This is a genomic window from Polynucleobacter sp. MG-6-Vaara-E2 (assembly GCF_018687695.1).
Taxonomy (GTDB): domain Bacteria; phylum Pseudomonadota; class Gammaproteobacteria; order Burkholderiales; family Burkholderiaceae; genus Polynucleobacter.
Window position 1 is genome coordinate 1,245,006 of record NZ_CP061303.1, and the last position, 26,487, is coordinate 1,271,492.

Below are 26,487 nucleotides of genomic sequence, written 5' to 3' on the forward strand. Positions count from 1 at the left end.
AAGAGGGTGGAAAAGCACCTATAATGGTGGTCGTATTCCCCAAATAATTTGTGGAATTAAATCTGTAAGTTATTGAATTTATTGAGTTTTTTAGGAAATACCATGGCAAGATATCAATCTGAATTCACCCAGTTCTTAAATGAACTCAAAACCGAGAAACCGAATCTTGAGGCTGAGCAACAAGCTGGTCGCGCCCTCCTGTGGGACAAAGAGCCACTGAGTGTTGAAGATCAGCGTCGCGCCAAAGCCGCTAAGTTAAAACAACGCGCTTACGTTTACTCGAATGACTGAGCCGGGCACCGCCCCAATTTCTGATTTATTAGATAGCACTCCATCGGTAACCGATGGGATGTCGGAAGCATTCGCCAAACTATATGGCGAGCCCCTCTTCAAGCTTCCAACAGATCTTTATATTCCACCAGATGCGCTAGAGGTTTTTCTAGAAGCATTTGAGGGTCCACTCGACCTCTTGCTGTATTTGATTCGTAAACAGAACTTTAACGTTCTCGATATTCCAATGGCGCAGGTGACGCAGCAGTACCTGAGTTATATCGACCAAATTCGTCATCACAACCTTGAACTCGCTGCTGAGTATTTATTGATGGCAGCGATGTTGATTGAGATTAAGTCTCGCATGCTGCTCCCAATGAAGAAAGCTGATAGCGAGGAAGAAGTAGAAGATCCGCGCGCTGAACTGGTTCGTCGCCTCTTAGAGTACGAGCGCATGAAACTAGCAGCTCAAGAACTTGACCAAATTCCGCAACAAGGTCGCGACTTCCAGGTGGCACATGGCTTTGTAGACACTACTGTTGCTATTACTTGGCCAGAGGTCAATCTAGAAGATTTACAAATGGCTTGGCGTGATGTTCTTCACCGCGCCAAACTAACCCAACACCACACCATTACCCGCGAAGAACTCTCAGTACGCGACTTTATGACCCGTATTCTGCGTCGCTTACAGAACACGAAGTTCGTCGAGTTTGGTGAATTATTTGAAGATGCCATCAAGTCTGGCAATGGCATACCAGTAGTGATTGTGAACTTTATCGCCATGTTAGAGCTGTCGCGCGAAGCTTTAATCGAAATCACTCAAGCTGAGCCATACGCACCAATCTACGTCCGCCTCGCTTACACTCCTGTTGCATGAAAATCATTAGCGATATTCAAGAGCTGCGCGATCACTTGCGCGGACAAAATCGCGCTTCATTTGTGCCAACCATGGGTAACCTTCATGAGGGCCACTTATCACTGATGCGCCTAGCAAGACAACATGGCGACCCAGTGGTAGCTAGCATCTTTGTAAACCGCTTACAGTTTGGTCCTAATGAGGACTTCGATAGCTATCCACGCACAATGCAAGCAGATATCGAAAAACTGGAAAAAGAAGGTGTATACATTCTGTTTGCGCCTACTGAGCGCGATCTGTATCCACAGCCCCAGGAATACCGCGTTGATCCGCCACAGCAATTGGGTGACATCCTTGAGGGTGAGTTCCGCCCCGGCTTCTTCAGAGGTGTTTGTACAGTAGTTCTGAAACTCTTTTCTTGTGTACAGCCTAAAGTTGCGGTGTTTGGTAAAAAAGATTACCAACAACTAATGATTATTCGACAGATGGCTAAACAGTTTGCGCTACCAGTCGATATTGTTCCTGGTGAGACGATTCGCGCTGATGATGGCTTAGCCCTCTCATCTCGTAATGGCTACCTCTCGGCTGAGGAGCGTGCAGAAGCACCTGAACTACAAAGAGCGCTTAAGGAAGTGCGGGAGCGTGTTTTGCAACTTGCGAATCGCAATAGCCAATCTATCTCTGAAATAGAAAAAGCGGCTGTTGCTTCACTTGCCGCCCGTGGGTGGAAACCGGATTACATCGCCATTCGCCAACAAAGCGACTTGGCACCAGCATCTAATGAGAGCCTACAAGCGAATGAGCCACTAGTGATTCTCACAGCAGCCAAACTTGGTAAAACACGCTTAATTGACAACCTAGAGATTTAATCTCTAGGTTTATCCTAAAGGGCGAAGAACTGCCCTACTTGTAGATTTAATTCTTTTGCTAGTTCAGCGCCAGTCAACTTACCCGTTGCTCCCTTAGCCTTCAGGACTTCAATTTGCCCGCCATGACAAGTCACAAAGAATGAGTCTAGAGTGATCTGAGTAATCTCCCCTGGCTTGCCTTTGACTGCGCCAAAGGTAGCGGCCACATGCTTGTGGCAATCGTAGATTTGTACTTTTTGCTCGCCAAACTTTGTCCAAGCACCAGGCGCAGGATTGCAAGCGCGAATGAGATTGTAGATTTGACTAATATGAGTAGCCCAATGAATCTGTGCAGCATTGACATCAAACCAGCCTTCGTAGTTGGCTAGCGATTCATCCTGCACGATTTCTTGATGCTTACCAGCTACAACTAAATCAGCAGCCTCCAGTAAAGCCTTTACACCAATCGGGAATAAATGATCAAAGTAGATCTTGCCTAAGGTGTCATTAGGCCCAATCGTAACTTCTTTCTGCAAAATGACTTCGCCCTCATCCAAACCATCAGATGGACGGAAAATGGTTAAGCCAGTTTTTTCTTCACCCAATGCAATCGCCCAGTTAATGGCGCTTGGTCCGCGATACTTTGGAAGTAGTGATGGGTGATATTGAATCGTGCCATGCTTTGGAATTTTGCAAAGCTCTTGTGGGACAAACTGCAATACATAAGCCATGACACAGATATCAGCCTGGCTATCGATCATTGCCTGTGCAGCTTCAGGACCCTTGAGGGAAGCAAACTGCAAGGGGGTTAAGCCCCTTGCTAGCGCAGCCTCTTTAAGGATTTCTGGCTTAGTTGATTTAGGATTATCGGGTGGGCAAAAGACAGCAACGATCTCGTCACCACGATCTAAAAAAGCTTCCAGAGCAGCCTTGCCAAAATCGGCACTCCCAATCAACGCAACCCGCATCTTAGATCACCTTATCGTGACGTAATGCAATCAACTCATCGGTGGAGTAACCCAACTCACTGAGAATCTCATCTGTATGTTCACCTAATAAAGGTGAACGCGTCACTTCAGTTGGGCTATCAGACATCTTGATTGGGTTACCAACAGTCAAATACTTGCCACGAATTGGATGATCCACTTCTACTACCGTTCCAGTCGCACGGAGTGCTGGCTCTTCGGCAATTTCTTTCATCGACAAAATTGGGCCGCAGGGGATGTCATATTTATTCAATACATCCATGACTTCAAATTTCGTCATCGTCATGGTCCATTTTTCAATCTCGCCAAAGATCTCCATCAAATGTGGCAAGCGTGCCATTGGGGATGCAAAACGGACATCAGTAATCCAGTCTTCGCGACCAATCACTTTACATACCGCCTCCCAGACTGGAGCTTGAACGATCACATACATGTAGGCATTCGGATCAGTTTCCCAACCTTTACATTTCACAATCCAACCAGGTTGACCGCCACCAGAGGCATTGCCAGCACGCGGTACAGCTTCGCCGAACTCACCATTTGGGAACTGCGGATATTCTTGCATTAGGCCATTACGCTCTAAGCGCTGCTGGTCGCGCAGCTTCACACGGCACAGGTTCAATACTGCATCTTGCATTGCCGCTAATACTTTTTGGCCACGACCAGAGTGCGTGCGTTGATAAAGCGCCGTCACAATACCAAGAGCCAAATGCAAACCAGTTCCGCTATCACCAATTTGCGCACCAGTAACCATGGGAGGGCCATCATCAAAACCAGTAGTGGAAGCTGATCCGCCAGCACATTGCGCAACGTTCTCATACACTTTGCAGTCTTCATATGGCCCAGGACCAAAACCTTTTACTGAAGCCATGATCATCATTGGGTTCAGCTCTTGAATACGTTCCCAAGAAAAACCCATGCGATCAAGTGCACCAGGAGCAAAGTTCTCCACCAATACATCGCACTCTTTGATAAGACGCTCGAGAATCTCTTTACCCTTTTGGGTTTTGGTATTCACCGTGATGGAACGCTTGTTATGGTTCAACATCGTGAAATACAAGCTATCTGCATCTGGAATATCGCGTAGTTGACCACGAGTTGCATCACCTTCGCCTGATTTTTCCACTTTGATCACATCTGCACCAAACCAAGCCAACAACTGCGTACAGGTTGGCCCCGATTGAACGTGCGTAAAGTCGAGGATTTTGACCCCTTCTAGTGCTTTTGCCATGATTTAAGTCCCAATAAGAATGAAAATTTTGAATTGAGGCAATTTTACCAGCGGGGAATTCTGGAAAATGGCATGTGCCCAATTTTTGGGCACAAGATGCTACTAGGCCTTACAGAAACTATATGTGGCTAAGCTGTTGGGTCCTCAAGTTCAGAAAGGCGCTTTTTCAGGGCACTTTCCTCGGCAAAACGAGCAGTTTCATCGCGAATAATCGCCACCACCCCATTTGCTTTGTGATTTTCATTGAACAGCATCCCTACGGTAAAGGCGATAGATAGCATGCTGCCATCTTTATGCTTTGCCGGCACCTTCAATAATGCAGTGCCATATCGGGTGATGCCGGTCTCCATAGACTTGCTATAGCCCTCGTTATGCCTCTGACGTTGACGCTCAGGAACGATGAGATCCAAGGTCTGACCAAGAGCCTCTACTTCTGAGTAACCAAAGATTCTGGTAGCTGCTGGATTCCACAAGACAATTTTTTCATTGGCATCCGAAACAATGATGGCATCGCCCACACATTCAAGCAATTCATACAAATCTACATTTGTCTTCATGTATTCAGTCTATCGAATAAAAAAGGCGCCCACAAGGAGCGCCTTCAAATCAATCCGATGAATTATCGCAATTAAACTGCTTTAGCTGCGTGCAATTTAGCGATGTCATCTTTGCTGTAGCCAAGGTCAGCCAACACTTCATCAGTGTGCTCACCCAAAACAGGTGATGGCTTGACTTCGATTTCCAAATCAGAGAACTTGATTGGGCTACCGATAGTCAAATACTTGCCACGTACTTTGTGGTCAACTTCAACAATCGAACCGCTCTTACGCAAGTCTGGTGATGCAGCCAATTCTTTCATAGAGAGAACTGGAGCGCATGGAATATCGAATTTGCGGAGGATGTCCACAGCCTCGTATTTAGTCTTGTCTTTGAGCCAGTCTTCAATGGTTGCGAAGATGTCAAAAATCTTATCTTGACGAGCTTCAGCAGTCATGTAAGCAGGATCAGTTGCCCACTCTGGTTTGCCTAATGCTTTAGTAATTGGCTCCCAAGCGTGACCTTGAATAGTGAAGTAGATGTATGCGTTTGGATCTGTTTCCCAACCCTTACACTTCAACACCCAACCTGGCTGACCGCCACCACCAGCGTTACCGCCACGTGGAACTACGTCAGTGAATGAGCCGTGAGGATACTGTGGGTACTCTTCCAAGTAGCCAACCTTATCCAAACGTTGTTGATCGCGCAACTTCACGCGGCACAAGTTCAATACAGCGTCTTGCATTGAGCAAGATACTTTTTGACCACGGCCAGTTTTTTCACGTTGCATCAATGCAGTCAAAATACCAATTGCCAAGTGCATACCAGTATTTGAGTCACCCAAAGCTGCAGCAGAAACGGTAGGAGGACCATCCCAGAAGCCTGTAGTAGAAGCAGCACCACCAGCGCACTGAGCTACGTTCTCATACACTTTCAAATCTTCGTATGAGTGGCCATCACTAAAGCCCTTAACAGATGCCATGATCATTTTTGGGTTTAATTCTTGGATACGCTTCCAAGAAAAGCCCATACGATCTAAAGCGCCTGGACCGAAGTTCTCAACCATCACATCAGAAGTCTTGATCATCTTCTCCAATACTTCTTTACCTTCTTGAGTCTTGGTATCGAGTGTCAAAGAGCGCTTGTTACCGTTCAACATCGTGAAGTACAAAGCATCTGCGCCTGGAATGTCGCGCAATTGGCTACGAGTTACGTCACCAGCGCCTGGACGCTCAACTTTGATAACGTCAGCGCCGTACCATGCCAGCAACTGAGTACAAGCAGGACCTGCTTGTACGTGTGTGAAGTCAATAATGCGAATACCGTCTAATGGCTTAGTCATGTTTATTTCTCCTTAAGTCTTTCTTATTTGCTGCAAATTTAGTCCAAAAATATTAACTTTTTATTACCAACTACTCTTATTTCTTAGCAGCTGCTGTGGATGGGTTTAAGTTAGTTAAACGTCCACTCTCAGTACCTGCAGTTTCATCAATAACAGCATTAATGAGGGCTGGTTTACCGGCAGCAATTGCTTCTGTTAACGCTGCTTCTAATTCTGCTGGGGTAGTTACGTAATAACCAACACCACCAAATGCTTCAATCATCTTGTCGTAACGCGCATCTTTAACGAATACCGTTGGAGCAACATCAGCGCCGCCTGTTGGATTGACATCAGTACCACGGTATACACCGTTGTTATTGAATACGACCGTCGTAATCGGCAAGTTGTAACGGCAAACCGTTTCGAGTTCCATGCCGCTAAAGCCAAATGCGCTATCACCTTCAACCGCTAATGTTGGTAGGCCGCTAATCACAGCAGCACCAATGGAGTAGCCCATACCAATACCCATAATGCCCCAAGTACCTGAGTCAAAACGCTTACGTGGCTTGTACATATCCACGATGGCACGGCAGTAATCTAATGTATTAGCGCCCTCGTTTACCAAGTTCACATCTGGGTTCTTCTTGATCACATCACGAATAACACGTAATGCGCCATGGAAGTTCATTGGGTTAGCTTCTTTGGTCAATGTTTCAGCCATCTTCGCCATATTCTTATCTTTTTTCTCATTAATGGCATTGATCCACTCAGCGCTTGGCTTAGGTACTGAAGCAATACCCTTCAAGAGTTCACCAACGCATGAACCAACATCACCGATCAATGGGGCAGCAATTTGCACGTTGCTGTCAACTTCGTTTGCTTGAATATCAATTTGGATAAATTTCTTAGGCTCTTTGCCCCATGTCTTACCCTTACCATGCGCAAGCAACCAGTTCAAACGTGCACCAACCAACAACACTGCATCAGCCTCAGCCAATACAAATGAGCGCGCTGCAGATGCGGACTGTGGATGATTGTCTGGCAACAAACCTTTAGCCATTGACATTGGCAAGTAAGGAATGCAGGATTTTTCAATGAGATCACGAATCTCTTTATCAGCTTGTGCGTAAGCTGCGCCTTTACCCAAAAGAATCAATGGACGCTTAGCGCCCTTGAGCACATCTAATGCACGAGCAACTGCATCAGCTGCTGGAATCTGACGTGGAACTGGATCGATTACCTTGAAGATCGTTTTCTTTGCCTCTTCAACAGGCATAGTCTGGGATAGCAACTGAGCTGGCAAGTCCAAATACACACCGCCTGGACGACCGGATACTGCAGCACGGATTGCACGAGCAAAACCAATACCGATATCTTCAATGTGATTAATACGATAAGCAGCTTTGCAATATGGCTTAGCAGCATTAAGCTGATCCATCTCTTCGTAGTCACCCTGTTGCAAGTCAACGATCTCGCGCTCACTTGAACCAGAAATCAAAATCATTGGGAAACAGTTCACAGTGGCATTAGCCAATGCTGTCAAACCGTTCAAGAAGCCTGGTGCAGAAACAGTCATACAAATACCCGGCTTTTGAGTCATGTAACCGGCAATCGCTGCAGCATTACCTGCGTGCTGTTCGTGACGGAAGCCAATAAAACGCAAACCTTCTGCTTGAGCCAAACGACATAAGTCAGTAATTGGAATACCAACAAGACCGAAAATCGTATTGAGGTCGTTCGCTTTTAAAGCGTCAATGACGAGATGGAAGCCATCAGTTAATTGTGTGTTTTGGTTATCTGTTGTCATAGAAATTTTCATGTGAACTGCAAGCACCACCAGTTGATGGTTTGTGCAGCTTAGCTCTCGCTAGTGTCTCCAATTAGGTTATTCATCGCACTGCGGGTTTTAGCCCCGCTTAGGCTGAGTTGAATATTAGGCTTGGGGTGGGGGTTCATCATTGACTTCGGTCAATTTCCCCTAAATCCCCGATCCCAAAAGGGGTGCAGAACTTCAAAAGACCTATATAAAAAGCTCTTTATGCTTCGTTTTAAGGCGGCTCAAGGTCTCCGGAGAGAGGTTGAGATAGGCGGCCAGCTCTTTTTTAGGAAGGAGCTCAAATAGATCCTCATATTTGCGTAGAAAGCGCTCTACCCGACCTGGGGCATCGAGCATATGTAGGGTAATGGTGTGAGCCATAATCTCGCTCATCAAACGCATCACCTCAAATTCAAAGCTTTCTTTAAGGGGCTTATGCTCCTCCAAAAACTCAGCCCATTTTTTCATGGGCATCCGAGCCACGCGGGCTTTGGTCACCGAGGCAATGCTATACGGGGCTGCCGTCTTAAGGCGCCATGCGGCATAGCTAGTTTCGATATCTTTTTCGATAGCAAACCGTAGGATCATCTCCTTTGCATCAGCGCTAGAAACAATACGCTTCAAAATTCCATCAAGCACGAAGTACTGCTCCATCTGGTGATCGCCTTGGTGTAGCAGTATTTCTGATTTCTTTAAGTCAGAGATCTCTAAATGACGCTCTAGGTCAGACATTGCCGCTGAGTCTAGACTTTTGAGCACACAGTTTTGGCTCAACTGAAGTCGAATCAGGTTTTTTTCGGGGTGCTTATCTAATACAGTCATGAATCCTTCGTCCTAGGCCTAGTATTGTAGGCTTTTTTGCCCTAAAAACGGGACAAATCCCCTTCCCCAATACTCACATAAGCTAGAATCACGGTGTCGTGGTGCTTTGTTGCAATGCAACAGAGTTAAACGGGAAACACTAAACGTGTGCTGCCCCCGCAACGGTAAGTAAATGCCTCCTACATAGTCATTTTGGAGGTCAGGAATCTAAATACGCCACTGTGCTCGTCAATTGCATGGGAAGGCCAGATTCTGAGATTTATTAGCCCGGATACCGGCCAAGACAGGTGGAATTTCGCGGACGGGGACCTTCGCGCGCCGATGACAGCGCTTGGTCCAAAGCTGACGCACATTGACGCCAATCTCCTGCACAAGAAATTCTGTTCGACCCAGCTTACGGGGAGGTGAGCTAGGCAATCGATAACAGAAAGTCAACAATGAAACAGCAGTTCAGCAGTAAAAATTTGAGCGCCCTTCTATGTGCAAGTTTTATAACACTCAGCAGCACAGCATTTTCACAAAATAATTCTAGTGTTTCAGTAGCAACGGCATCAAACTCACTTGAGCCGATTATTGTTACCGCCACAAGATCGGCAACTAAAGCCGAAGATGTACTGGCAGACTTTGTCTACATTGGGCCGGAAGAGATTGCACAAGCCGCTCAAACAAGCCTAACAGACCTTCTACAACAACAAAGAGGAATCCAAGTTTCAAGCTATGGGGGCAATGGCAATCTATCCAGCGTTAACTTAAGGGGGACAAGCAACGCACAAAGCCTGTTATTAATTGATGGAGTCCGAATCGATAATTCTGCCTCGGGGGGTGGAATTCTTAACTCCATTCCCTTATCGCTAATTGACCATATTGAAATCGTATTCGGCGCACAAGGTACGATGTACGGCTCAAACGCAATTGGAGGTGTCATTCAGGTTTTCACCAAAACTGGTGGTGGACCAACTCAATTTACCGCATCTTCGGGCTATGGAACATACGGTACCAGTATCAATAATGCTAGCGTTACCGGATCAATTGATGATGCAAATAAAACCAAATATTCAATAGGCCTTAGCCAGGAGAATTCTGCAGGATTTAATACGGTTGGATCAAATAATGCCTGCTCTCCAAGCAAACAAAATTCATGCGTCTATGCTACAAATGCAACTGGATATACGCGACTTGGCACTACTGGACAAATTTCACAAGAGTGGTCAAGAGGTCAACAATTAGGAGTCAGTATATTTGCAAGCTCCAATAAGAATCAATATCCTGGGAGCACCATTGATTCGCAGGATCCAAATCTCCCTTTTGGAGGACCATACAACCCCTTAGTCGGCCAGCAATTTAATAAATTTTTCACAGCCACTGGTTTCACAAAAAATCAAATCACAGAAATGTGGCAAAGCGTTTTACAAATCAGCGCTGTTTCTAATAGCCAACAATCAATATGGCCTCCAATTGGAATTACGAGTGCTAACGATAAAATTGATATGCCTGAATACGACTATCTTTGGCAAAACAATATTGCGATTGGCGAAGATAAGTTGCAACTTCTCGCAGAGCATCGATCTCAGTATGTTTATGTCACAAACACCCCTACGTTAACTGGATGTACGGATAACTGCCTAGTTAATCAAAGTAGAACAACAGACTCTATAGCTGGATCATATGAACTAAAACGTGGGAACAATCTCGCAACCCTATCACTTAGAAATGACTCAATTTCAGGATTTAACTCCAAGGTAACTGGGGGTGCCGCCTATGGTTACTTTTTCACAAAAGAATGGCGCGCCAGCGTTAACTACAGCACAGGGTATAGAGTTCCGACATTTAATGACTTGTATTCTCCGGGGACTGCCAATCCTGCACTAACACCTGAGTCAAGTCATAATATTGAGGTAGGGGTCAACTATGAAGGGCGGACTACTACAGGACGTTTAAGTATCTATCAAAATAATATTTCCAATTACATTGAGCCTTACTACACCGCCGGTTCAAACCTAAATGGATACCCAATTAATATTGGACTAGCAAAAATTCAAGGTATTAGTGCTGGAGCTCAAACCTACATAGGAAACTACTTCCTTAGAGGCTCAGTTGATCACCTCAACGCAATTGATGAAAATTCTGGCTTATTTTTGCCAAGACGCGCAAGAAATACTGCGAATTTAGCTGCAGAGTACAAGCAAGGCAAAATGAACCTCGGAGCAAATCTCACGTATAGCGGCCAGACTAATGAATACTCAATTAAATATGCGCCTGATTACACAGTCATAGGTACAAACGTGCAAACCAACAATCCATATACATTACTAAGTCTTTACTCAAGTTATGAATTTGAACCCCACTGGAAGGTATTTGCTCGCTGGAATAATGTGACAAATTCCAAATATCAAACCATCTATGGCTACAACAATATGGGGTCAAATATTTTTGCCGGAGTCAGTTACTCATATCGATAGAAATGCTGGTCACTCCATAGGATGGGGTTGCTTCACCCTCCCCTTCCGACCAATTGGTCCAAAAATAGGGTGTTAGGCTTTCACACTAAGTCGAGGCTACAATGCCAGTATGAACGAGCCTATACCTCATTCCACTGGCGATGTAGATCTGGATGCATTGAGTGCATCTATTCAGCGCCTGTCTGAAAAGATTTCTTCAATTCAGGATGCTGTGCGCAACCTGACTCAGAGTCGTGCTCAGCTTGAGGGTAAGATTGAAGATGCTCAAAAACGGGTACAACGAATCCTGAGTCGCCTACCCGAGCAAAATGATGGTCGACAACTCAACTTACTAGCCGAAGCAAATCCACCAACCAACCCAGAGGACGACAGTGAGCCAACAACGCATTGAAGTAACTCTTGCAGGTCAAAAGATCACTTTAGCAACCAGTGCTGAACATGAGCCACTACTCCGTGCTGCTTGTGTATTGGTTGATGAGCAAATTCAACTTGCTATCAGCGGTGGCAACCGGAGCATTGAACGTGCGAGCATGATGGCAGCCCTGAAGATTGCGGGCGACCTCATTACACTTCAGAAAAATCAAACGCATCAAAGCACCTCTTCCAATGTAAGCCCCGATGAAGTGACTCGTCTTCAAAGCCAAATTCGCGAACTAGAAGATCAAGTAGATTCTTTGATGCAAACCCTTTCCCTGCCTGGTTCGCCAAGGCCAATAGTTCCTTGAACCGATGCGCAAGCATCCGGAACGATCTTTACCTTGTGGGCGTGAGCGTTTCGAAAGTTCACAGTGCCAACTTAAACTTGGTTACTCCCTGAGCCTCTTAATGCACCCGAAGCAGAGTAGCCGTTCCACCTTGAACCCTAGGGTTCAGGATGACGGCCTAGCGGCTAAGGCGGGGAATTCATGTTACTAAGCGATATCTTGATGTTGATGTTATGCGGCGCCATCTCTGGCTACTTGGCTGGACTGCTGGGTATTGGTGGCGGCATGATTCTGGTGCCCTTCATGATTTTGGTTTTTAACCATCTGGGATTTAGCCAAGAAGTCATCGTCCATATGGCGATCGCTACTGGAATGGCTACCATTTTATTTACGACGACTTCCGCAATCTGGGCACATCACAAACATGGCTCCATTGATTGGAAGCTAGTTGCCTCCTTAAGTCCCGGAATGATTTTTGGTGGATTGGTTGGTGGCAGTGAATTATTTGAAGCACTCAAAACTTCTTGGCTCTCACTTTTCTTTGCCGTCTTTATTGTTTACACCTCAATCCAGATGTTGCTCAATAAGAAGCCTAAGGCGGGCAGAGACTTGCCTGGTACAGCTGGATTATTTTCTTTTGGCACATTTGCTGGCGCCCTTGCAAGCCTAGTAGGCGCAGGAGGCGCATTTATCACCGTGCCATTTATGCTTTGGTGCAATGTCAAACCCCACACTGCAATGGCGACATCATCAGGCCTGGGCTTTCCGATTGCAGCTGCGGCAACGCTTGGTTATATGTATGGAAGCTGGGGCAATCCCAATCTTCCAGCAGGCTCTCTGGGCTTTGTCTATTTACCGGCGGTTGCATGCATCGTAACCGTCAGCATCTTTACTGCACCTTTAGGTGCAAAGATGGCCAGAAAACTGGATATTGTCCAACTTAAACGAGTGTTTGGCGTCATGCTACTGCTGCTTGCAGCCTTCATGTTCAATGAAAGCCGCAAGGCTTTTGGTTTTTAAGCAGCGTAGGTCTGGCGCAAAATATTCTTCTGCACTTTACCCATTGCATTCCGTGGTAAGTCAGAAACAATCTCTAAACGCTTAGGAATCTTGAAGTTCGCAATTTGCGTTTTCAAGGTAGCAATCATCGCCTCAGCATCTAACTTAGCACCTGCTTTTGGCACAACCACTGCCATTACAGCTTCACCAAAGTCAGGGTGTGGAATACCAATAACAGCACTTTCATCAACGCCTTCCATATCGTCAATAAAACTCTCGATCTCTTTTGGATAAACGTTGTACCCACCTGAAATGATCAAATCTTTGCTGCGACCAACGATGCATAGGTAATCTTTTGGTGCTTTTCCACCATTAGCATCACCGCCCCAGCGGCCTACGTCACCCGTCTTGAACCAACCATCGTTTGTAAATTCTTCAGCAGTCTTCTCAGGCATGCGCCAGTAGCCTTTGAATACATTTGGGCCTTTGACTTGGATGTTGCCGATCTCATCAACGCCACAAGGTTTGTTATCTTCATTAACCACGCGAACCTTAACGCCCGGCAGAGGCAAACCTACCGATCCTCCAACGCGCGCACCTTTGTATGGATTAGAAACCAACATCACAGTCTCACTCATACCATACCGCTCGAGAATTGGTTGACCAATCAGCTTCTTAAACGCATTAAATGTTTCAGTAAGCAACGGAGCAGAGCCAGAAATAAACAAGCGCATATTGCGCGTTACCTTTTTGTTAAAGCCCTTATCAGCAAGCAATCGAACATAGAATGTTGGCACACCCATCATCACGGTAGATTTGGGCATATGCTTAATTAATTGTGCAATGTCTAGGCGCGGCAACCAAATCATCTTGCTACCGTTAATCAAAGCACCATGAGCGGCAACAAATAAACCATGCACATGGAAAATTGGCAAGGCATGCAAGAGAACATCGCCTTTTATCCAACCCCAGAACTTTTGTAACACTTGCGCATTGCTATACAAATTCTTATGAGTCAACATGGCGCCTTTACTGCGCCCAGTAGTACCAGAGGTATATAAGATTGCGGCTAGATCGTCATCCTTTGTGGCCACCGTTTTGAAGGTATCACTCAAACTGCCGGCACGCTCCAATAATGTGCCAGTACGATCTTCATTTAAGGTCAGAACATGCTCAGTGCCAGCCTTAGATGCCACCTCTGAAACCCATGAGAAGTTTTTACTACTACAAACCACTACAGCAGGTTCAGCATTTTCAATGAAGTACTGCATTTCTGCTGCCTGATAGGCCGTATTGAGAGGCAAATACACATAACCAGCACGAATCGTAGCCAAATACAAAAAGAGCGCCTCTGGAGATTTCTCAACCTGAACAGCTACACGAGAGCCCGCAGGTAATTTAAGACTCTTGAGTAAGTTGGCCATCTTCGCAGTTGCGCGCTCTAGGTCACTCCAGGAGTAGTAGAGGCCATCATGCGTTTCGATAGCACAAGCTTTTTTATCTTTTGGAAAACCTTTTCCCAATACTGAGTACAAATTCATGAAATAGTCCTAAATGATTCTGATTTTTAATTAACTCAATGAACTTTCGCTGGTCCCATTACAAGGTCTGACAATCCTGTAGCAATTTCTGGCATAAAGCAGAGCAATACTACAGAGAGAATCATGATGACAACGAATGGCAACACCCCATAGATGATTTGGTTTAAGGAAATATCGGGAGCGATATTCTTAATCACGAAGATGTTCAAGCCTACTGGAGGATGAATCAATCCTGTCTCCATCACAATCGTCATGACCACACCAAACCATACCAAGTCAAAACCAGCCGCACGTAGTGGTGGCAAGAAAATAGGTGCAGTCATCAAGATGATTGAAACTGGTGGCAAAAAGAATCCAAGAATAATCACCAAAATCAAAATGGCGGTTAATAAACCCCAACGACCTAAACCGAGATCAACGATCGCTTGTGCTGCTGACTGGCTGAGGTGTAAATGACTCATTACATTGGAAAACAATAAAGACATACCAATAATGAACATCAACATTGTGGATTCTTTAATCGTTGCATTGAGCAGTGGTGACAAATCTTTAATGCGCCACATCTTGTAAATGCCGGCAATCAATACAAATGCCAAGATAGCGCCAAGACCAGCCGTTTCTGATGGGGTTGCGTAACCACCATACAATGCCACCATCACACCAATCAATAGCACCAAGAAAGGCAAAACTCTTGGTAAAGAACTCATCTTCTGTTGCATGGTGTAGGTATGACGTTCCAAAATAGGCTGGCTCGGTGCACCCTTCTCTACTGCATCTAATGCCATGTTGTATTCCTTACGGAAGCGATACACGGTATACATCGAGAAGAACACTACCAACATGAGGCCTGGCCCAATGCCTGCAAGAAACAGGCGTCCAAGAGATTGTTCAGCTGCCACTGAATACAAAATCATCGTAATAGATGGCGGTAACAAAATACCTAGCGTTCCACCTGCAGCAATAATTCCAGCCGCTAAACCAGGTGAGTAACCACGCTTACGCATTTCTGGAATACCAGCACTACCAATCGCTGAGCAGGTTGCAGGACTAGATCCAGCCATTGCAGCAAACAAGGCACAAGCTAAAACGTTAGCAACTCCAAGTCCACCGGGCACTTTACCCAACCAGACATGCAATGCTTCATACAAATCTTGACCAGCGCGTGAGCGACCGATGGCCGCCCCTTTTAAGATAAAGAGGGGGATCGAAAGCAAAGTGATACTCGCCATCTCTTCATATACGTTTTGGGTAACCGTATCTAAGGAAGAGGATGGCATGAAGAAAAACATGAATACAACGGCAACAGAACCCAGCGCGAATGAGATAGGCATTCCTGAAAACATAATCAGCAGCGTTACCGCTGCGAATAATAATCCTAGCGTCATAATTGACATATTTATTCCCCTTTGTCTGGATTTGCTACATCTCCAAACGCTTGGAGCAAAATTTGAAATGCCAACAAGCTCATTCCGATTGACATCATGATGTATGGAATCCACAAAGGTGGAGCCCAAGATGATGAGGTCACCTGACCATCCACCCAAGCCTCGTGGAACAAGGTCCAAGATTTCCAGGCAAAGAATGTGCAGAAAGCACAAGAAGCGAGATCAATTAGAAGAATTCTGGCTTGGTTTACTGCTTTTGGCAGCATCGATGAGATAGCAGAAATCCCAACGTGACCACGAATTTGCTGAACATAAGCCCCGCATAAGAATGTTGCACCTACTAAGCAAAACACTGCCGCTTCATCTTGCCAATCCGTTGTTGCGCCAAAAAATGCACGAGAGGCAACGCTGTAACTCAAAATAACTGATGCCGCTACTAGAGCCAGAGAGCCTAAAAACACCATCAACTTATTGATTCCTGACATTAAGCGGTCAGTCGCCAGTAATAATTGAGTCATTGCTTAGGCCACTTTTTCTGCTGCTCTTAACAAGGCTGCGCAGCTTTCATTTTTCTCTGAGTAATCTTTCCAAGCACTATCGCGGGCAATTGCTCTCCACTTATCAACAATTGCTGCATCAATATCAGTAACCTTGCTACCTGCTCTCGCATAGGCAAGCGCTGCTGTTTTATCGTCATCCTTAGCGGCTTCTAAGCCAAACTTTTCCATTTCTGCACCAGCAGCCATCAAAGCATCGCGCTGATCTTTTGGTAACACATCAAAAATTTGCTTAGACATCATCAATGGCTCAAGCATGAACCAATAAGATTTTTGACGTGCGCTTGTAAAGGCCTTAGCCAATTCTTCTAATTTGAAAGACATGAAACTAGTGGATGATGTGAAAGCCGCATCCATAGCACCGGTTTGCATGGCTGCGTAAATCTCATTAGAGGGCAGGGAAATGACAGAAGCACCAGCCGCTTTGAGCATCAAGTCAAACTCACGGCTACCGCCGCGAATCTTCATACCTTTAACGTCTTCAGGCAACACAATCGACTTGCTTCTACTGGCAACGCCACCAGCCTGCCATATCCAACTCAGCAGAACAATGCCCTTCTCTTCAAGAGTTTTTGTGAGCATGCGACCCACTTCAGCAGTTTTCCATTTGGTAGCCTGTTCATAGCTACTGACCAAAGCAGGCATCAAACCAATATTGAGTTCGGGTACTTCGCCACCAGCATAGGGCATGGGGAATAAAGAAATATCTAAAGCACCTTTACGCATTGCGCTAAATTGCGCATTGGTCTTCATGAGTGATGAGCCGGGATAAACCTGAAATTTCAGGGCACCTTTGGTGCGCTTCTCCACAGACTCGGCAAACTTTCTGCAAAGACGATCACGGAAGTCACCAGCTTGGATAGTGCCACCAGGAAATTGATGAGAAATATTGAGTGTTTTAGTGGCGCCTTGAGCCATTGACTGATTGCTATAGCCCATTACTCCCGCTAAAGGTAGCGCAGCAGATCCCGCCAACAATTGACGACGTAATGTGTTTGGCTTAGATGTGTCCGATCCTGAATTAAATTCATTGCTCATGCTGATCTCCTGATTTGTTGTTTCTATCTAATTATTATTTCGATATTTATTGCCGGATCTTAGCGCCCGGTTATTTCACCATTCATTCTAAAGCGAATGCTCTTTGGCTTCTGCTTTAGAGTCTCTCCTCCAAAATTTCTGCTTCTAAGTACACTTAAGGCTGCATTAAACGACCTACTGCACGCGAATAATCAATCTCACCATGGGTAAAACGCTCATGATTCTCTTCAACTGCCGATAAATCGTATAAGTAATTCACCATCAAGGAAGCTGATTGACGCAAGCCCTTGCGTGACAAATCTCCGGCCCAATTGATCTGGTGTAATTTCGCACCATTACCTAGATGGAACTTCGCCACAGGATTTCCGTTTCTGCCAGCAGATCCTAAAGCCAAATAAATACTTGCCAAACAAAGCAGTGCAGACTTTTCTTTTTCAGTTGCATTATCTGGGTGCCAACCTGCACTTAGGCGCTCAGTCCATGAGCGATTCGCAAGATCTATTGTCTCTAATGCCTGTTCGCGAGCCGCACGAACAGCTGGCTTTAATTGAACGCCTGATTTTTCACCGCCAATATCCGCACCAGCTGCAACCCAATCAATGAAGCCAGGAATAGGAGAAAGAGTGACAAAAGTTTTTAAGCCTGGGAACTCAGCATGCAACTGCTCAGCAACTCGCTTAATTAAGAAGTTGCCCATAGATACGCCACGTAAGCCAGGCTCACAGTTACTAATTGAGTAGAACGCTGCAACTTTATATTGCGAAGTTTGATGGACAGTCTCGGCTTTCTTATCAACCAATGGTGTAATCACTGCCGGAATCTCGGGCAATAGTGCCACTTCAACGAAGATCAGAGGCTCATTTGGTAACTGAGGATGAAAAAACGCAAAGCAACGGCGATCAGGCTGCAAGCGCCTGCGCAGGTCGTCCCAGCCATCAATTGCATGCACGGCCTCGTGTTGAATCAGTTTTTCGAGAACCTCGGCTGGCGACTTCCAATCCACACGATGCATCTTTAAGAAGCCCGGGTTAAACCAAGAGGAAAGTAGGTGACGCAAGTCAAAATCCACTGCGGTCAATTCAGGCTGCTTCTCTAATAATTGCAGCAAATCACGACGCATTCCAACTAAGGCAGCAGTTCCGTTAGTGGCTCGATTTAAGCGGCGGAACAACTCTTGTCTGGGTGGCTCTGTAACACGCTGTAACTTAATATAGTTACGGGCACTAGCTTCTGCGGAAAAATTTTGTGCCGCAGTCATTACTGCAGCTGGATCCGGATTGAGCTTTTCAAATAAGAAAGTAAAAAACTTTACGTGCTGATCTTTAGTGAGATTGCGATAGTTATTAAAAACATCATCAGCCATACTCAAAGCATTAGATTCGCCCCTCTCGGAAATGAGGCGATTCACCGCGCCAGTGACGCGCGAAAAATATCTGGCTTTTGCTAACTTTTCAAGCATGTAAGTCTCTTTGAGCAAACGGTAAATAACGCTAAGAGCCCAATGTATTCCCGCCAGCCAGGGGAATCAATTAAGTTAAATGCATTTTCATTAACCCAATGTTAATGAATTTTGAAAAGGGCTGTGGCTTGCTTAATTATTAATGCGATGCAGCATACGGGCTTCAGCTGCTAAAGCTAGGATATTGGGGTTTGATTCATTAGCCTGGAGATACATTAAGGCGATTCTTTGGGTCACTCGATATTTAGACTGCAAGGGGGTAAATTCGATGGCATTTCCCATAAGGGCTCGCACCCTACCCGGCAGCAGGGATCTGCCCATGTCTCCAGAAACCATGTTCATGAGAGAAAAAATATCTCCCACCTTCATCACGACATTTGGCTTAAAACCAGCAAGCCTAAAGGCCTCGTAAAAACCTGAGGTAGTAGCAAAACCATCTTGAAGGGTTAAAAACTTCTCGTATTCGTATTCTGAGAGATCGATTTCACCTCCCTTGGGTTTACTGCTTTTTGATGAAGCTAGATACAAATCGTCTTCAAACAAGGGGACGATTTGAATTCCATCCAAGGGATCATTCGGAGGGACCGCAATTACCACAGCATCAATATTGCCCTCGTTGAGTTTTTTCATAAGATCTTCATTGGAACCAAGATGCAAGTCAATATCCAATTCTGGGCGACGAATTTTTGTCCCCATAATCATTCTAGGAATAATGTTTGCCGTCAGCGAATACATGGATCCTAAACGAATTTGCGTGCTATCCAATCCCGCTTTCGCTCTCGTCTTTTTGAGAATGCGCTCGACATCGCCAATTAAATCTGAGCTTGCTTCTGCTAAATAAATGGCTGCGGGAAGCGCTTTTAATTGACGCCCCTCCTTGACAAATAAAGGGCATCCGATTCCAACCTCAAGAGAGTGAAGCGCTTTGTGAATGCTGACTGAACTTAATTGCAACTCTTCGGCTGTCTTGACCAGACTACCCGTCCTTACAAAGGAACACAGCACCTCTAACTTTCTCAGTGTTACTTCATCATTGAGCATATGAAGAAGTCTTTAAGAGGATTTGGAATCTGCATGCCGGCGCATGAGGTATACGCCAAAAAGAATCATAGGAACGCACAACCACTGGCCCATTGACAATCCCAGACCTAATAATCCCAAGAAAGCATCTGGCTCGCGAGCGTACTCCGCTAAGAAACGGCAAACCCCATAGCCCAATAAAAATAATCCAGAGACTTGCCCAATACGGCGCGGCTTACTGGCATAAATCCAAAGCACAACTCCAAGAAATACGCCCTCACCGAGTAACTGATAAATTTGAGATGGGTGCCGGGGGATGGAATCTACCAATGGAAATACCATCGCCCAAGGAAGATCAGTAGGCCTGCCCCAGAGCTCACCATTGATAAAGTTCCCCAAACGACCAAACGCCAAACCAAAAGGAACCAATGGCGCAACCAAATCACTCACCACAAAAAAAGTGGTGCTGCGTTTTTTGGCAAACCACCATAAGGCAACCAACACACCAAGTAGCCCACCATGGAACGACATACCACCCTCCCAAATTTTAAAAATACTGAGTGGGTGAGAGAGATAAAAACCGGGCATGTAAAACAAGGTATAGCCGAGACGACCGCCCAGCACTACACCGAGGACCCCCGCAAATAACAAATCCTCTAGATCTTTATAGGTCCAACCCAATGCTTGATAGCGTGGAGCTTGAATACGAAGGCGACCCAACAATAAAAATTGTGCAAAGGCTAGAAGATACATCAAGCCATACCAATGAATCGCAAACGATCCTATGCGCAACGCCGCTGGATCAAACTGGGGATGGATCAACATAAAAGAGCGGGTTTAACTATTAGATTGATCAAAGTTATGTAACTCATGACCTAGTTCACGATAGGCCTTAAAGCGCTCACGACCTGCTAAGCGCTCAGCCTCGTTCACGGTTACCACCTCGACAATACGTGGAAACCGAGCTCCCAATGCAGGTACATCGGGTGGCATACGCATACCAATGTGAATCATGACATCTGCATGAGGGATTCCACTAAACCCCTGGGAGGAAAAGGAATCTGCAAGGACAATGGGCGTTTCAGCCGCAGCCTCATCATCAACATAACAATGTGGCAAAAAGTCGGTAGCACTAAAAGTCCAAAGCAACTCATCTAACTTATTAAGATCATTTCTCTCGCCGACAATGACTATATTACGAACAGCTTGACCTTCTTGCGTGGTGCTCCAAATTTTGCGAGTCAAGCGACAGACATATTCCAGCTTGTCGCTCACATTGCTATGAAAATCAATTCTCGCCATATTGGTCTATTAACTTACTTTTGTTCCAGCAAGTAATTCACCAACAGGGGCACTGGACGGCCCGTAGAGCCCTTGGCGGCACCACTTTTCCATGCGGTTCCCGCGATATCTAAGTGAGCCCATTTGTATTTCTCAGTAAAGCGTGACAAGAAACAAGCAGCCGTCACGCTTCCGGCAGGACGACCACCAATATTGGCAACGTCAGCAAAGTTCGATTTGAGTTGCTCGTGATATGCGGCATCCAAAGGTAAACGCCAAACGGTGTCTAAAGAATCTTGGCCAGCTTTGGTTAAAGCACTCACCAGACCTTCATCATCTGAGAACACTCCGCTATGAACATGACCCAACGCAATAATACAGGCGCCAGTTAATGTTGCCACATCAATCACCGCTTTAGGCTTAAAACGCTCAACATAAGTCAGTGCATCACACAAAATCAAACGGCCTTCGGCATCAGTATTCAGAATCTCAATAGTTTGGCCAGACATACTCTTTACGATATCGCCTGGACGAGTAGCTTTTCCAGACGGCATATTTTCACAAGTTGGAATTACGCCGATCACATTTTTCTTCAACTTCATTAAAGCAGTCGAGTACATGGTGCCAATCACAGACGCAGCACCACACATGTCGTACTTCATTTCATCCATGGCTTCACCTGGCTTTAATGAGATACCGCCAGTATCAAAAGTAATTCCCTTCCCAACCAAAACAATTGGAGCCTCTCCTGCTTTACCGCCTTGATGACGCATCACAATAAATTGAGGGGGGGTTTCAGAACCTTTAGCCACAGATAAGAATGAGCCCATGCCTAAAGCTTCAATTTGCTTGAGACCTAAGACTTCCACTTTGAGATTTACTTTTTTTGCCAAACCTTGTGCAGTCTTACCTAAATAGGTTGGCGTACAGATATTTGGCGGGAGATTACCCAAGTCTTTGGCTAAGTTCATGCCCTCAACCATTGCGCTACCCTGCTCAACCGCAAGCTTTAATTCTTTTGCACAAGTATCGTTACCAGCAAGAATTAAATGCTTAAAAACATCTGCCTTGTCTTTGGCTTTAAATTTCATCGCTGGCTGACGTACACCAAATCGATATGCCTGGTCACCTGCATATTGGATCGTCAGGCGGACTTCATGTGCAATCAACTCAGATGCCTTAGATAAGGTCAAGCTTGGAACAAACCAAACTGCGTTCTCAATTGAGCCACCGCTTAGAGCCTTCAGTCCTGATCGGGCCACTTTTGAATAGGCGGTCAAACTTCGATCAGATGCTGACTGAAGATCACCAATGCCGAGCAATAAAACCCTTTTCGCTTTTACCGCATGAGCGATCCAAGTTTTATCCGCCCTTATTACGCAAACACTTGCTTGCTTGCCATCAAGATCACCCAATAAATTAGCGTGACTTACTGAGCCACCCAATAGGAGATCCAATTCTGTCAAAAGACCAGATTTTGTTTTGGCGCCCTTACTGCCGGCAAAAGCATCAAAGTCTGCTTTTGAGTAGCCCAGCACCAGGCAATCCGTGCTTTGAGTCAAAAGACTTTTGAGGCCAGATTTGAGCTGTTTGGCGCTTTGTAGGTCAGCCCGAGGGAAAATCTTAGAACTAAATTGAATTGTCATGATCTATTGCAGTGTCTATTACGGTGTTTTAGGTCGATTTAGGGGTGAAAGGTATAAATTTACGATGCTTATCCATTATCCTCCGACATGAGATTAACCTATTTTCCCGTGCCAAATAAGCCCTTTAGACTTCCCTGTCAGCCCATAAACCCCATACAGCCCATCCAATCCGAACCCAACCAATAAACCACTCATGATTTTCAAAGAAGCCCTACGCCGCGAACTTAGCTTTACAACAGGCGGAGTCTTTTTGGTGCTGGTCACCATCATGGTGACGACTTTGGTGATCCGCATTTTGGGGTATGCAGCAAATGGCACGGTTAATCCCGAAGATGCAGTTGTTTTAATTGCTTTAGCTACCCTTGGTTACCTTGCGGTACTGCTAACTGTCTCACTTTTTGTTGCTACCCTCATTGTGTTGGTGCGCTGGTACAAAGACTCAGAAATGATTGTCTGGTTTACAAGCGGTTTAAGCATTAGCAACCTCATTCGCCCCATTCTACAATTTGCTACACCACTTATCATCATCATTGCTTTGTTAGCACTTTTTGTGTGGCCCTGGGCCAATCGTGAGACCACACTAATTAGTCAGCGCTTTCAACAACGTGATGACGTCTCCATGGTTAGCGCTGGGCAATTTAAAGAATCCGCTAGGGCTGAACGAGTCTTTTTTATTGAAGAGTTAGACGTTGATAAAAGTGAAGTGAAAAATATTTTTGTGGCGGACAATAAAAACGGTCGCCTGAACATTGCTGTTGCGTCTACTGGATATATTAAAAACTCGGAGGGCGGAGAAAAGTCTATTGTTCTTCATCATGGGCGGCGCTACGAAGGGCAACCTACCCAGTCGGATTTCAGAATCCTTGAATTTAATGACTACACCACTAAGATTCGCAGTAAGGAAACCTTGGCTCCAGCCCCCCGCGACCGCGAAAAGACAATTACTGAATTGCTAAACCTAAACGACAGTAATCCTGCCACATTAAATGCAAATCGCGCTGAACTGCTATGGCGCATTGGTCTTCCATTGATGGCCCTTGGCTTGGTACTCATTGCTATTCCATTAGCTTATGTCAACCCACGCTTAGGTAACTACACTGCAATGTTCTATGCGGTACTGATTTACTTGATTTATAGCAATCTCCTCAACCTCACACAAAACTTTGTTGCGCAAGGCAAGTTCAGTGTGTTTGTGGGAATCTGGCCTATTCATCTTTTGGCACTCTTGATTGCAACAGTATTAATTCGCAATCGTATTAACCCTTCTGTGAAATGGTGGCGCCGTCAAATACCCGCCTCCTTTATGAAGAAATGAAATTGCTCTTTCCTTTCATCTATGAGCGTTATTTAGCTAAGCAGATCTATGCTGCGTTTGGCTTTATTTTGTTTGCCCTCGTAGCACTGTTTTTATTCTTTGACATCTTGAGCGAGTTAGGCTCAGTACAGGGTGGCTACACTTTACCAATCGCATTGCTCCATGTGCTTCTGAAAGCTCCTAGCCGTATCTCTGAAATCATTCCAATTGCAGCACTCATTGGCAGTATTTATGTGTTTGCAATGCTTGCCAGTCAATCCGAGTTCACTATTCTGCGCATTGCGGGGCTTGACGTTAAGCGCGGCTTAATTGCGCTCACCAAAATTTCATTACCACTCGTTATTCTCACCCTAGTAATGAGTGAGTGGGCTGGCCCATACGCTGAAAATAAATCAGAACAAATTCGCATGAAGGCCTTAGGTGCCACCTACGCCTCTCAGTTCAAGACAGGAGTGTGGGTTAAAGACCGCCTGAGAGATGAAGATGGTAGAGGTCCCGTTCGCCCAGGTGTGCGTTACGTGAATGTGGGCAAGGTCGATAAAGATAATGAAATTCGTGATATCCGCATGTATGAGTTTAATGACAGTTACAACTTGTTATCGATTCGCAGCGCACCATCTGGTCACTTTGATGAGACCGGTATTTGGGTATTGAACGACGTAACTGAAACCCGCTTCAAAGAAACCAAACAAACAGACCCACTAAATCCTGTTTTTTCTACGCAGACTTTCACCCATCCGATTTTGACTCTAGAGTCGGAAGTCACACCTCAAATCTTGAGCGTGCTGTTAATCAGCCCAGAAAAAATGTCGATCGTGAGCTTGGGTCGTTTTATTAATCACCTCCAAGAAAACAAACAAGATGTTCAACGTCATTCCATCGCCTTTTGGAAAAAGGTGGTTTATCCCTTTACGATTTTTGTCATGCTGGCTTTGGCACTCCCCTTTGCCTACTTGAAAGTCAGGGCAGGCAGTGTGGGTATCAAGGTATTTGGAGGCATCATGCTGGGCATGAGTTTCCAGTTATTCAACTCACTCTTTTCGAACGTGGGCCTGCTCAGCGCATGGCCCACTTTTTTAACAGCCTTAATTCCACCAATGCTGTACTTCCTCTTGGCGCTTGCGGCATTACGATCGGTTTCCAAGGCTTAATACCAAAAACTCATATAGAATTTGATTCCTATATCATTGCCGATATATAGATAGGAATCGCATATGAATCTCCATCAATTTCGTTTTGTCCGCGAAGCCGTTAGACAAAACTTCAACCTAACCTCTGCAGCAAAGGCTCTTTTTACTTCACAGCCAGGTGTATCGAAAGCCATTATCGAATTAGAGGATGAGTTGGGAGTTGAGATTTTTAGACGCCACGGCAAACGTATCCGCTCCCTCACTGAACCCGGCAAACGCATTCTGAGTTCAATTGAGCGGATCCTAGACGAAGTAGAAACGCTAAAACGTGTCGGTAAAGATTTTGCCAGCCAAGATCAAGGCAACTTTGTTATCGCTACCACCCATACTCAAGCTCGCTATGCGCTACCTAAAGTGCTTACTGAATTTACTAAGCGCTTTCCTAAAGTACGCGTCAGTATTCAACAAGGTAGTCCAGGACAAATTGCTGAGTTATTGAGCCATGATCGTGCAGACATTGCTATCGCCACCGAAGGTATTGCCAATACACCTGGCGTCCTTGCCCTACCAGGCTATCAATGGCAGCACGTCATCATGGTGCCGCTAAGCCACCCATTACTCAACCAAGCAACGGTGACACTAGAGGAAATTGCAAAATATCCCATCATCACCTACGACAAAGCTTTTGCAGGTCGAAGCAAAATTGATGCCGCCTTTGCTCAACGCAATATCGCCCCTGACATTATTTTGGAAGCAATTGATGCTGATGTCATTAAGACCTACGTAGAGGCAGGTATGGGTATCGGCATTGTTGCCGGTCATGCATACGACCAAGATAGAGATCGCAATCTCAAAGTAATTCCTGTGGGTCATTTATTTGGAAATAATGTGACCCACATTGGCGTTAAACAAGGCGCCTATCTAAGATCTTTTGTCTACACTTTTATTGAGCTTTTCTCACCAACTCTCACCAAGAAAATCGTTGAGCAAGCGATGAGCGAGAAATCTGAAACCTACGAAATTTGATGTCTTAGGAAATTCACCGATTGATTAACCAGTAAATGGTGCCTCGGGGCGGACTCGAACCGCCACGCCTTGCGGCACCGGATTTTGAGTCCGGCACGTCTACCAATTCCATCACCGAGGCAGGTGTTTGCAGTGGAAATTCTGCTTAATTTGATACTTTGTTACTGCTAAGACATAAGAGTGTAACAAAAATTGCTTATTAGCCCTCTTCCTTGGATCTAGAACCCCTTAAAATAGAGT

24 protein-coding genes, 1 tRNA gene, 1 other RNA gene, 1 pseudogene and 1 riboswitch are annotated in these 26,487 nt (G+C 45.4%); of the genes and pseudogenes, 11 read left to right on the forward strand and 16 right to left on the reverse strand.

Going from position 1 to position 26,487, the window contains the following annotated elements; genetic code table 11:
* Nucleotides 1–102: 102 nt before the first annotated feature.
* Genes ICV38_RS06450 through panC form a run of 3 tightly spaced genes read left to right on the forward strand, consistent with a single transcriptional unit; the run spans nucleotide 103 to nucleotide 1,995 of the window.
* Nucleotides 103–291, forward strand: coding sequence for a DUF3460 family protein (locus tag ICV38_RS06450; RefSeq protein WP_215373543.1), 189 nt, complete (start codon nucleotides 103–105; stop codon nucleotides 289–291).
* Nucleotides 284–1,147, forward strand: a complete 864-nt coding sequence (locus ICV38_RS06455; RefSeq protein ID WP_215378481.1) for a ScpA family protein — start codon at nucleotides 284–286, stop codon at nucleotides 1,145–1,147. The genes ICV38_RS06450 and ICV38_RS06455 overlap by 8 nt, the downstream gene beginning before the upstream one ends.
* The gene (gene panC / locus ICV38_RS06460) at nucleotides 1,144–1,995 is read left to right on the forward strand and encodes a pantoate--beta-alanine ligase (RefSeq protein ID WP_215378483.1); all 852 of its coding nucleotides are present in this window, start codon (nucleotides 1,144–1,146) and stop codon (nucleotides 1,993–1,995) included. The genes ICV38_RS06455 and panC overlap by 4 nt, the downstream gene beginning before the upstream one ends.
* A gap of 14 nt (nucleotides 1,996–2,009) precedes the next feature.
* On the opposite strand, the gene ICV38_RS06465 is transcribed toward panC, so the two are convergent.
* The 6 genes from ICV38_RS06465 to ICV38_RS06490 form a co-directional block, all read right to left on the reverse strand.
* Complete coding sequence (locus ICV38_RS06465) at nucleotides 2,010–2,942, reverse strand: methionyl-tRNA formyltransferase (protein ID WP_215378485.1); 933 nt, start codon at nucleotides 2,940–2,942, stop codon at nucleotides 2,010–2,012.
* A 1-nt stretch (nucleotide 2,943) separates the two neighbouring features.
* Complete coding sequence (frc, locus tag ICV38_RS06470) at nucleotides 2,944–4,191, reverse strand: formyl-CoA transferase (RefSeq protein WP_215378487.1); 1,248 nt, start codon at nucleotides 4,189–4,191, stop codon at nucleotides 2,944–2,946.
* Between the two features lie 128 nt (nucleotides 4,192–4,319).
* Nucleotides 4,320–4,748 (reverse strand): PAS domain S-box protein, encoded by a 429-nt coding sequence (locus ICV38_RS06475; RefSeq protein WP_215378488.1) that lies wholly within the window; start codon nucleotides 4,746–4,748, stop codon nucleotides 4,320–4,322.
* A gap of 71 nt (nucleotides 4,749–4,819) precedes the next feature.
* A complete protein-coding gene (frc, locus tag ICV38_RS06480; protein WP_215378490.1) occupies nucleotides 4,820–6,070 on the reverse strand; it encodes a formyl-CoA transferase in 1,251 nt (416 codons plus the stop codon).
* 76 nt (nucleotides 6,071–6,146) lie between these two features.
* On the reverse strand, nucleotides 6,147–7,856 hold the full coding sequence (gene oxc / locus ICV38_RS06485; protein WP_215378492.1) for an oxalyl-CoA decarboxylase: 1,710 nt from the start codon (nucleotides 7,854–7,856) through the stop codon (nucleotides 6,147–6,149).
* Nucleotides 7,857–8,069: 213 nt separating this feature from the next.
* Nucleotides 8,070–8,687 (reverse strand): Crp/Fnr family transcriptional regulator, encoded by a 618-nt coding sequence (locus ICV38_RS06490; protein WP_215378494.1) that lies wholly within the window; start codon nucleotides 8,685–8,687, stop codon nucleotides 8,070–8,072.
* 82 nt (nucleotides 8,688–8,769) lie between these two features.
* Nucleotides 8,770–8,985, forward strand: a riboswitch (cobalamin riboswitch).
* 139 nt (nucleotides 8,986–9,124) lie between these two features.
* On the opposite strand from ICV38_RS06490, the gene ICV38_RS06495 reads away from it, so the two are divergent.
* The 5 genes and pseudogenes from ICV38_RS06495 to ICV38_RS06515 all read left to right on the forward strand — a co-directional run bounded on the left by ICV38_RS06495 (nucleotide 9,125) and on the right by ICV38_RS06515 (nucleotide 12,870).
* On the forward strand, nucleotides 9,125–11,146 hold the full coding sequence (locus ICV38_RS06495; RefSeq protein ID WP_215378496.1) for a TonB-dependent siderophore receptor: 2,022 nt from the start codon (nucleotides 9,125–9,127) through the stop codon (nucleotides 11,144–11,146).
* Nucleotides 11,147–11,255: 109 nt separating this feature from the next.
* Nucleotides 11,256–11,537, forward strand: a complete 282-nt coding sequence (locus tag ICV38_RS06500; RefSeq protein ID WP_215378498.1) for a hypothetical protein — start codon at nucleotides 11,256–11,258, stop codon at nucleotides 11,535–11,537.
* Nucleotides 11,518–11,748: pseudogene (locus ICV38_RS10380) on the forward strand (cell division protein ZapA); the annotation flags it as partial. The gene ICV38_RS06500 and the pseudogene ICV38_RS10380, both read left to right, overlap by 20 nt.
* Before the next feature lie 84 nt (nucleotides 11,749–11,832).
* A non-coding RNA gene (gene ssrS, locus ICV38_RS06510) (6S RNA) lies at nucleotides 11,833–12,051 on the forward strand.
* The gene (locus tag ICV38_RS06515; protein WP_215378500.1) at nucleotides 12,052–12,870 is read left to right on the forward strand and encodes a sulfite exporter TauE/SafE family protein; all 819 of its coding nucleotides are present in this window, start codon (nucleotides 12,052–12,054) and stop codon (nucleotides 12,868–12,870) included.
* On the opposite strand, the gene ICV38_RS06520 is transcribed toward ICV38_RS06515, so the two are convergent.
* From ICV38_RS06520 to ICV38_RS06560, 9 genes are all read right to left on the reverse strand, one after another.
* Nucleotides 12,867–14,390 carry a malonyl-CoA synthase gene (locus tag ICV38_RS06520; protein WP_215378502.1) on the reverse strand — a complete coding sequence of 508 codons (1,524 nt, stop codon included), beginning with the start codon at nucleotides 14,388–14,390 and terminating at the stop codon, nucleotides 12,867–12,869. The two genes, ICV38_RS06515 and ICV38_RS06520, sit on opposite strands and share 4 nt — an antisense overlap.
* A gap of 35 nt (nucleotides 14,391–14,425) precedes the next feature.
* The gene (locus tag ICV38_RS06525; protein WP_215378504.1) at nucleotides 14,426–15,784 is read right to left on the reverse strand and encodes a TRAP transporter large permease; all 1,359 of its coding nucleotides are present in this window, start codon (nucleotides 15,782–15,784) and stop codon (nucleotides 14,426–14,428) included.
* 2 nt (nucleotides 15,785–15,786) lie between these two features.
* Nucleotides 15,787–16,293 (reverse strand): TRAP transporter small permease, encoded by a 507-nt coding sequence (locus ICV38_RS06530; protein WP_215378506.1) that lies wholly within the window; start codon nucleotides 16,291–16,293, stop codon nucleotides 15,787–15,789.
* 3 nt (nucleotides 16,294–16,296) lie between these two features.
* On the reverse strand, nucleotides 16,297–17,370 hold the full coding sequence (gene dctP, locus ICV38_RS06535; protein ID WP_371819231.1) for a TRAP transporter substrate-binding protein DctP: 1,074 nt from the start codon (nucleotides 17,368–17,370) through the stop codon (nucleotides 16,297–16,299).
* Between the two features lie 154 nt (nucleotides 17,371–17,524).
* The gene (locus tag ICV38_RS06540) at nucleotides 17,525–18,829 is read right to left on the reverse strand and encodes a malonyl-CoA decarboxylase domain-containing protein (RefSeq protein WP_215378508.1); all 1,305 of its coding nucleotides are present in this window, start codon (nucleotides 18,827–18,829) and stop codon (nucleotides 17,525–17,527) included.
* Between the two features lie 132 nt (nucleotides 18,830–18,961).
* The gene (locus tag ICV38_RS06545; protein WP_215378510.1) at nucleotides 18,962–19,870 is read right to left on the reverse strand and encodes a LysR substrate-binding domain-containing protein; all 909 of its coding nucleotides are present in this window, start codon (nucleotides 19,868–19,870) and stop codon (nucleotides 18,962–18,964) included.
* Nucleotides 19,871–19,882: 12 nt separating this feature from the next.
* A complete protein-coding gene (gene lgt / locus ICV38_RS06550; protein ID WP_215378512.1) occupies nucleotides 19,883–20,674 on the reverse strand; it encodes a prolipoprotein diacylglyceryl transferase in 792 nt (263 codons plus the stop codon).
* A gap of 12 nt (nucleotides 20,675–20,686) precedes the next feature.
* The gene (locus ICV38_RS06555) at nucleotides 20,687–21,151 is read right to left on the reverse strand and encodes a DNA polymerase III subunit chi (RefSeq protein ID WP_215378514.1); all 465 of its coding nucleotides are present in this window, start codon (nucleotides 21,149–21,151) and stop codon (nucleotides 20,687–20,689) included.
* Between the two features lie 14 nt (nucleotides 21,152–21,165).
* Nucleotides 21,166–22,776, reverse strand: a complete 1,611-nt coding sequence (locus ICV38_RS06560) for a leucyl aminopeptidase (RefSeq protein ID WP_251368125.1) — start codon at nucleotides 22,774–22,776, stop codon at nucleotides 21,166–21,168.
* A gap of 193 nt (nucleotides 22,777–22,969) precedes the next feature.
* Between ICV38_RS06560 and lptF the strand changes: the two genes are divergently transcribed.
* From lptF to ICV38_RS06575, 3 genes are all read left to right on the forward strand, one after another.
* Nucleotides 22,970–24,091, forward strand: a complete 1,122-nt coding sequence (gene lptF, locus ICV38_RS06565) for an LPS export ABC transporter permease LptF (protein ID WP_215378516.1) — start codon at nucleotides 22,970–22,972, stop codon at nucleotides 24,089–24,091.
* Entirely contained in the window at nucleotides 24,088–25,242 is a 1,155-nt protein-coding gene (lptG, locus tag ICV38_RS06570) for an LPS export ABC transporter permease LptG (protein WP_215378517.1), read from the forward strand. The genes lptF and lptG overlap by 4 nt, the downstream gene beginning before the upstream one ends.
* Nucleotides 25,243–25,305: 63 nt before the next feature.
* Nucleotides 25,306–26,247: a CysB family HTH-type transcriptional regulator gene (locus ICV38_RS06575; RefSeq protein ID WP_215378519.1), complete on the forward strand. Its 942-nt coding sequence runs from the start codon at nucleotides 25,306–25,308 to the stop codon at nucleotides 26,245–26,247.
* Between the two features lie 36 nt (nucleotides 26,248–26,283).
* Here ICV38_RS06575 and ICV38_RS06580 read toward each other — a convergent pair.
* Nucleotides 26,284–26,368 (reverse strand) — tRNA-Leu (locus ICV38_RS06580).
* Between the last annotated feature and the right edge of the window lie 119 nt (nucleotides 26,369–26,487).

Excerpts from the sequence above, each read along its gene's own strand:
- ICV38_RS06450 (WP_215373543.1), top strand. The coding sequence starts at position 103 with ATGGCAAGATATCAATCTGAATTCACCCAGTTCTTAAATGAACTCAAA.
- ICV38_RS06455 (WP_215378481.1), top strand. The coding sequence starts at position 284 with ATGACTGAGCCGGGCACCGCCCCAATTTCTGATTTATTAGATAGCACT.
- panC (WP_215378483.1), top strand. The coding sequence starts at position 1,144 with ATGAAAATCATTAGCGATATTCAAGAGCTGCGCGATCACTTGCGCGGA.
- ICV38_RS06465 (WP_215378485.1), bottom strand. The coding sequence starts at position 2,942 with ATGCGGGTTGCGTTGATTGGGAGTGCCGATTTTGGCAAGGCTGCTCTG.
- frc (WP_215378487.1), bottom strand. The coding sequence starts at position 4,191 with ATGGCAAAAGCACTAGAAGGGGTCAAAATCCTCGACTTTACGCACGTT.
- ICV38_RS06475 (WP_215378488.1), bottom strand. The coding sequence starts at position 4,748 with ATGAAGACAAATGTAGATTTGTATGAATTGCTTGAATGTGTGGGCGAT.
- frc (WP_215378490.1), bottom strand. The coding sequence starts at position 6,070 with ATGACTAAGCCATTAGACGGTATTCGCATTATTGACTTCACACACGTA.
- oxc (WP_215378492.1), bottom strand. The coding sequence starts at position 7,856 with ATGACAACAGATAACCAAAACACACAATTAACTGATGGCTTCCATCTC.
- ICV38_RS06490 (WP_215378494.1), bottom strand. The coding sequence starts at position 8,687 with ATGACTGTATTAGATAAGCACCCCGAAAAAAACCTGATTCGACTTCAG.
- ICV38_RS06495 (WP_215378496.1), top strand. The coding sequence starts at position 9,125 with ATGAAACAGCAGTTCAGCAGTAAAAATTTGAGCGCCCTTCTATGTGCA.
- ICV38_RS06500 (WP_215378498.1), top strand. The coding sequence starts at position 11,256 with ATGAACGAGCCTATACCTCATTCCACTGGCGATGTAGATCTGGATGCA.
- ICV38_RS06515 (WP_215378500.1), top strand. The coding sequence starts at position 12,052 with ATGTTACTAAGCGATATCTTGATGTTGATGTTATGCGGCGCCATCTCT.
- ICV38_RS06520 (WP_215378502.1), bottom strand. The coding sequence starts at position 14,390 with ATGAATTTGTACTCAGTATTGGGAAAAGGTTTTCCAAAAGATAAAAAA.
- ICV38_RS06525 (WP_215378504.1), bottom strand. The coding sequence starts at position 15,784 with ATGTCAATTATGACGCTAGGATTATTATTCGCAGCGGTAACGCTGCTG.
- ICV38_RS06530 (WP_215378506.1), bottom strand. The coding sequence starts at position 16,293 with ATGACTCAATTATTACTGGCGACTGACCGCTTAATGTCAGGAATCAAT.
- dctP (WP_371819231.1), bottom strand. The coding sequence starts at position 17,370 with ATGAGCAATGAATTTAATTCAGGATCGGACACATCTAAGCCAAACACA.
- ICV38_RS06540 (WP_215378508.1), bottom strand. The coding sequence starts at position 18,829 with ATGCTTGAAAAGTTAGCAAAAGCCAGATATTTTTCGCGCGTCACTGGC.
- ICV38_RS06545 (WP_215378510.1), bottom strand. The coding sequence starts at position 19,870 with ATGCTCAATGATGAAGTAACACTGAGAAAGTTAGAGGTGCTGTGTTCC.
- lgt (WP_215378512.1), bottom strand. The coding sequence starts at position 20,674 with ATGTTGATCCATCCCCAGTTTGATCCAGCGGCGTTGCGCATAGGATCG.
- ICV38_RS06555 (WP_215378514.1), bottom strand. The coding sequence starts at position 21,151 with ATGGCGAGAATTGATTTTCATAGCAATGTGAGCGACAAGCTGGAATAT.
- ICV38_RS06560 (WP_251368125.1), bottom strand. The coding sequence starts at position 22,776 with ATGACAATTCAATTTAGTTCTAAGATTTTCCCTCGGGCTGACCTACAA.
- lptF (WP_215378516.1), top strand. The coding sequence starts at position 22,970 with ATGATTTTCAAAGAAGCCCTACGCCGCGAACTTAGCTTTACAACAGGC.
- lptG (WP_215378517.1), top strand. The coding sequence starts at position 24,088 with ATGAAATTGCTCTTTCCTTTCATCTATGAGCGTTATTTAGCTAAGCAG.
- ICV38_RS06575 (WP_215378519.1), top strand. The coding sequence starts at position 25,306 with ATGAATCTCCATCAATTTCGTTTTGTCCGCGAAGCCGTTAGACAAAAC.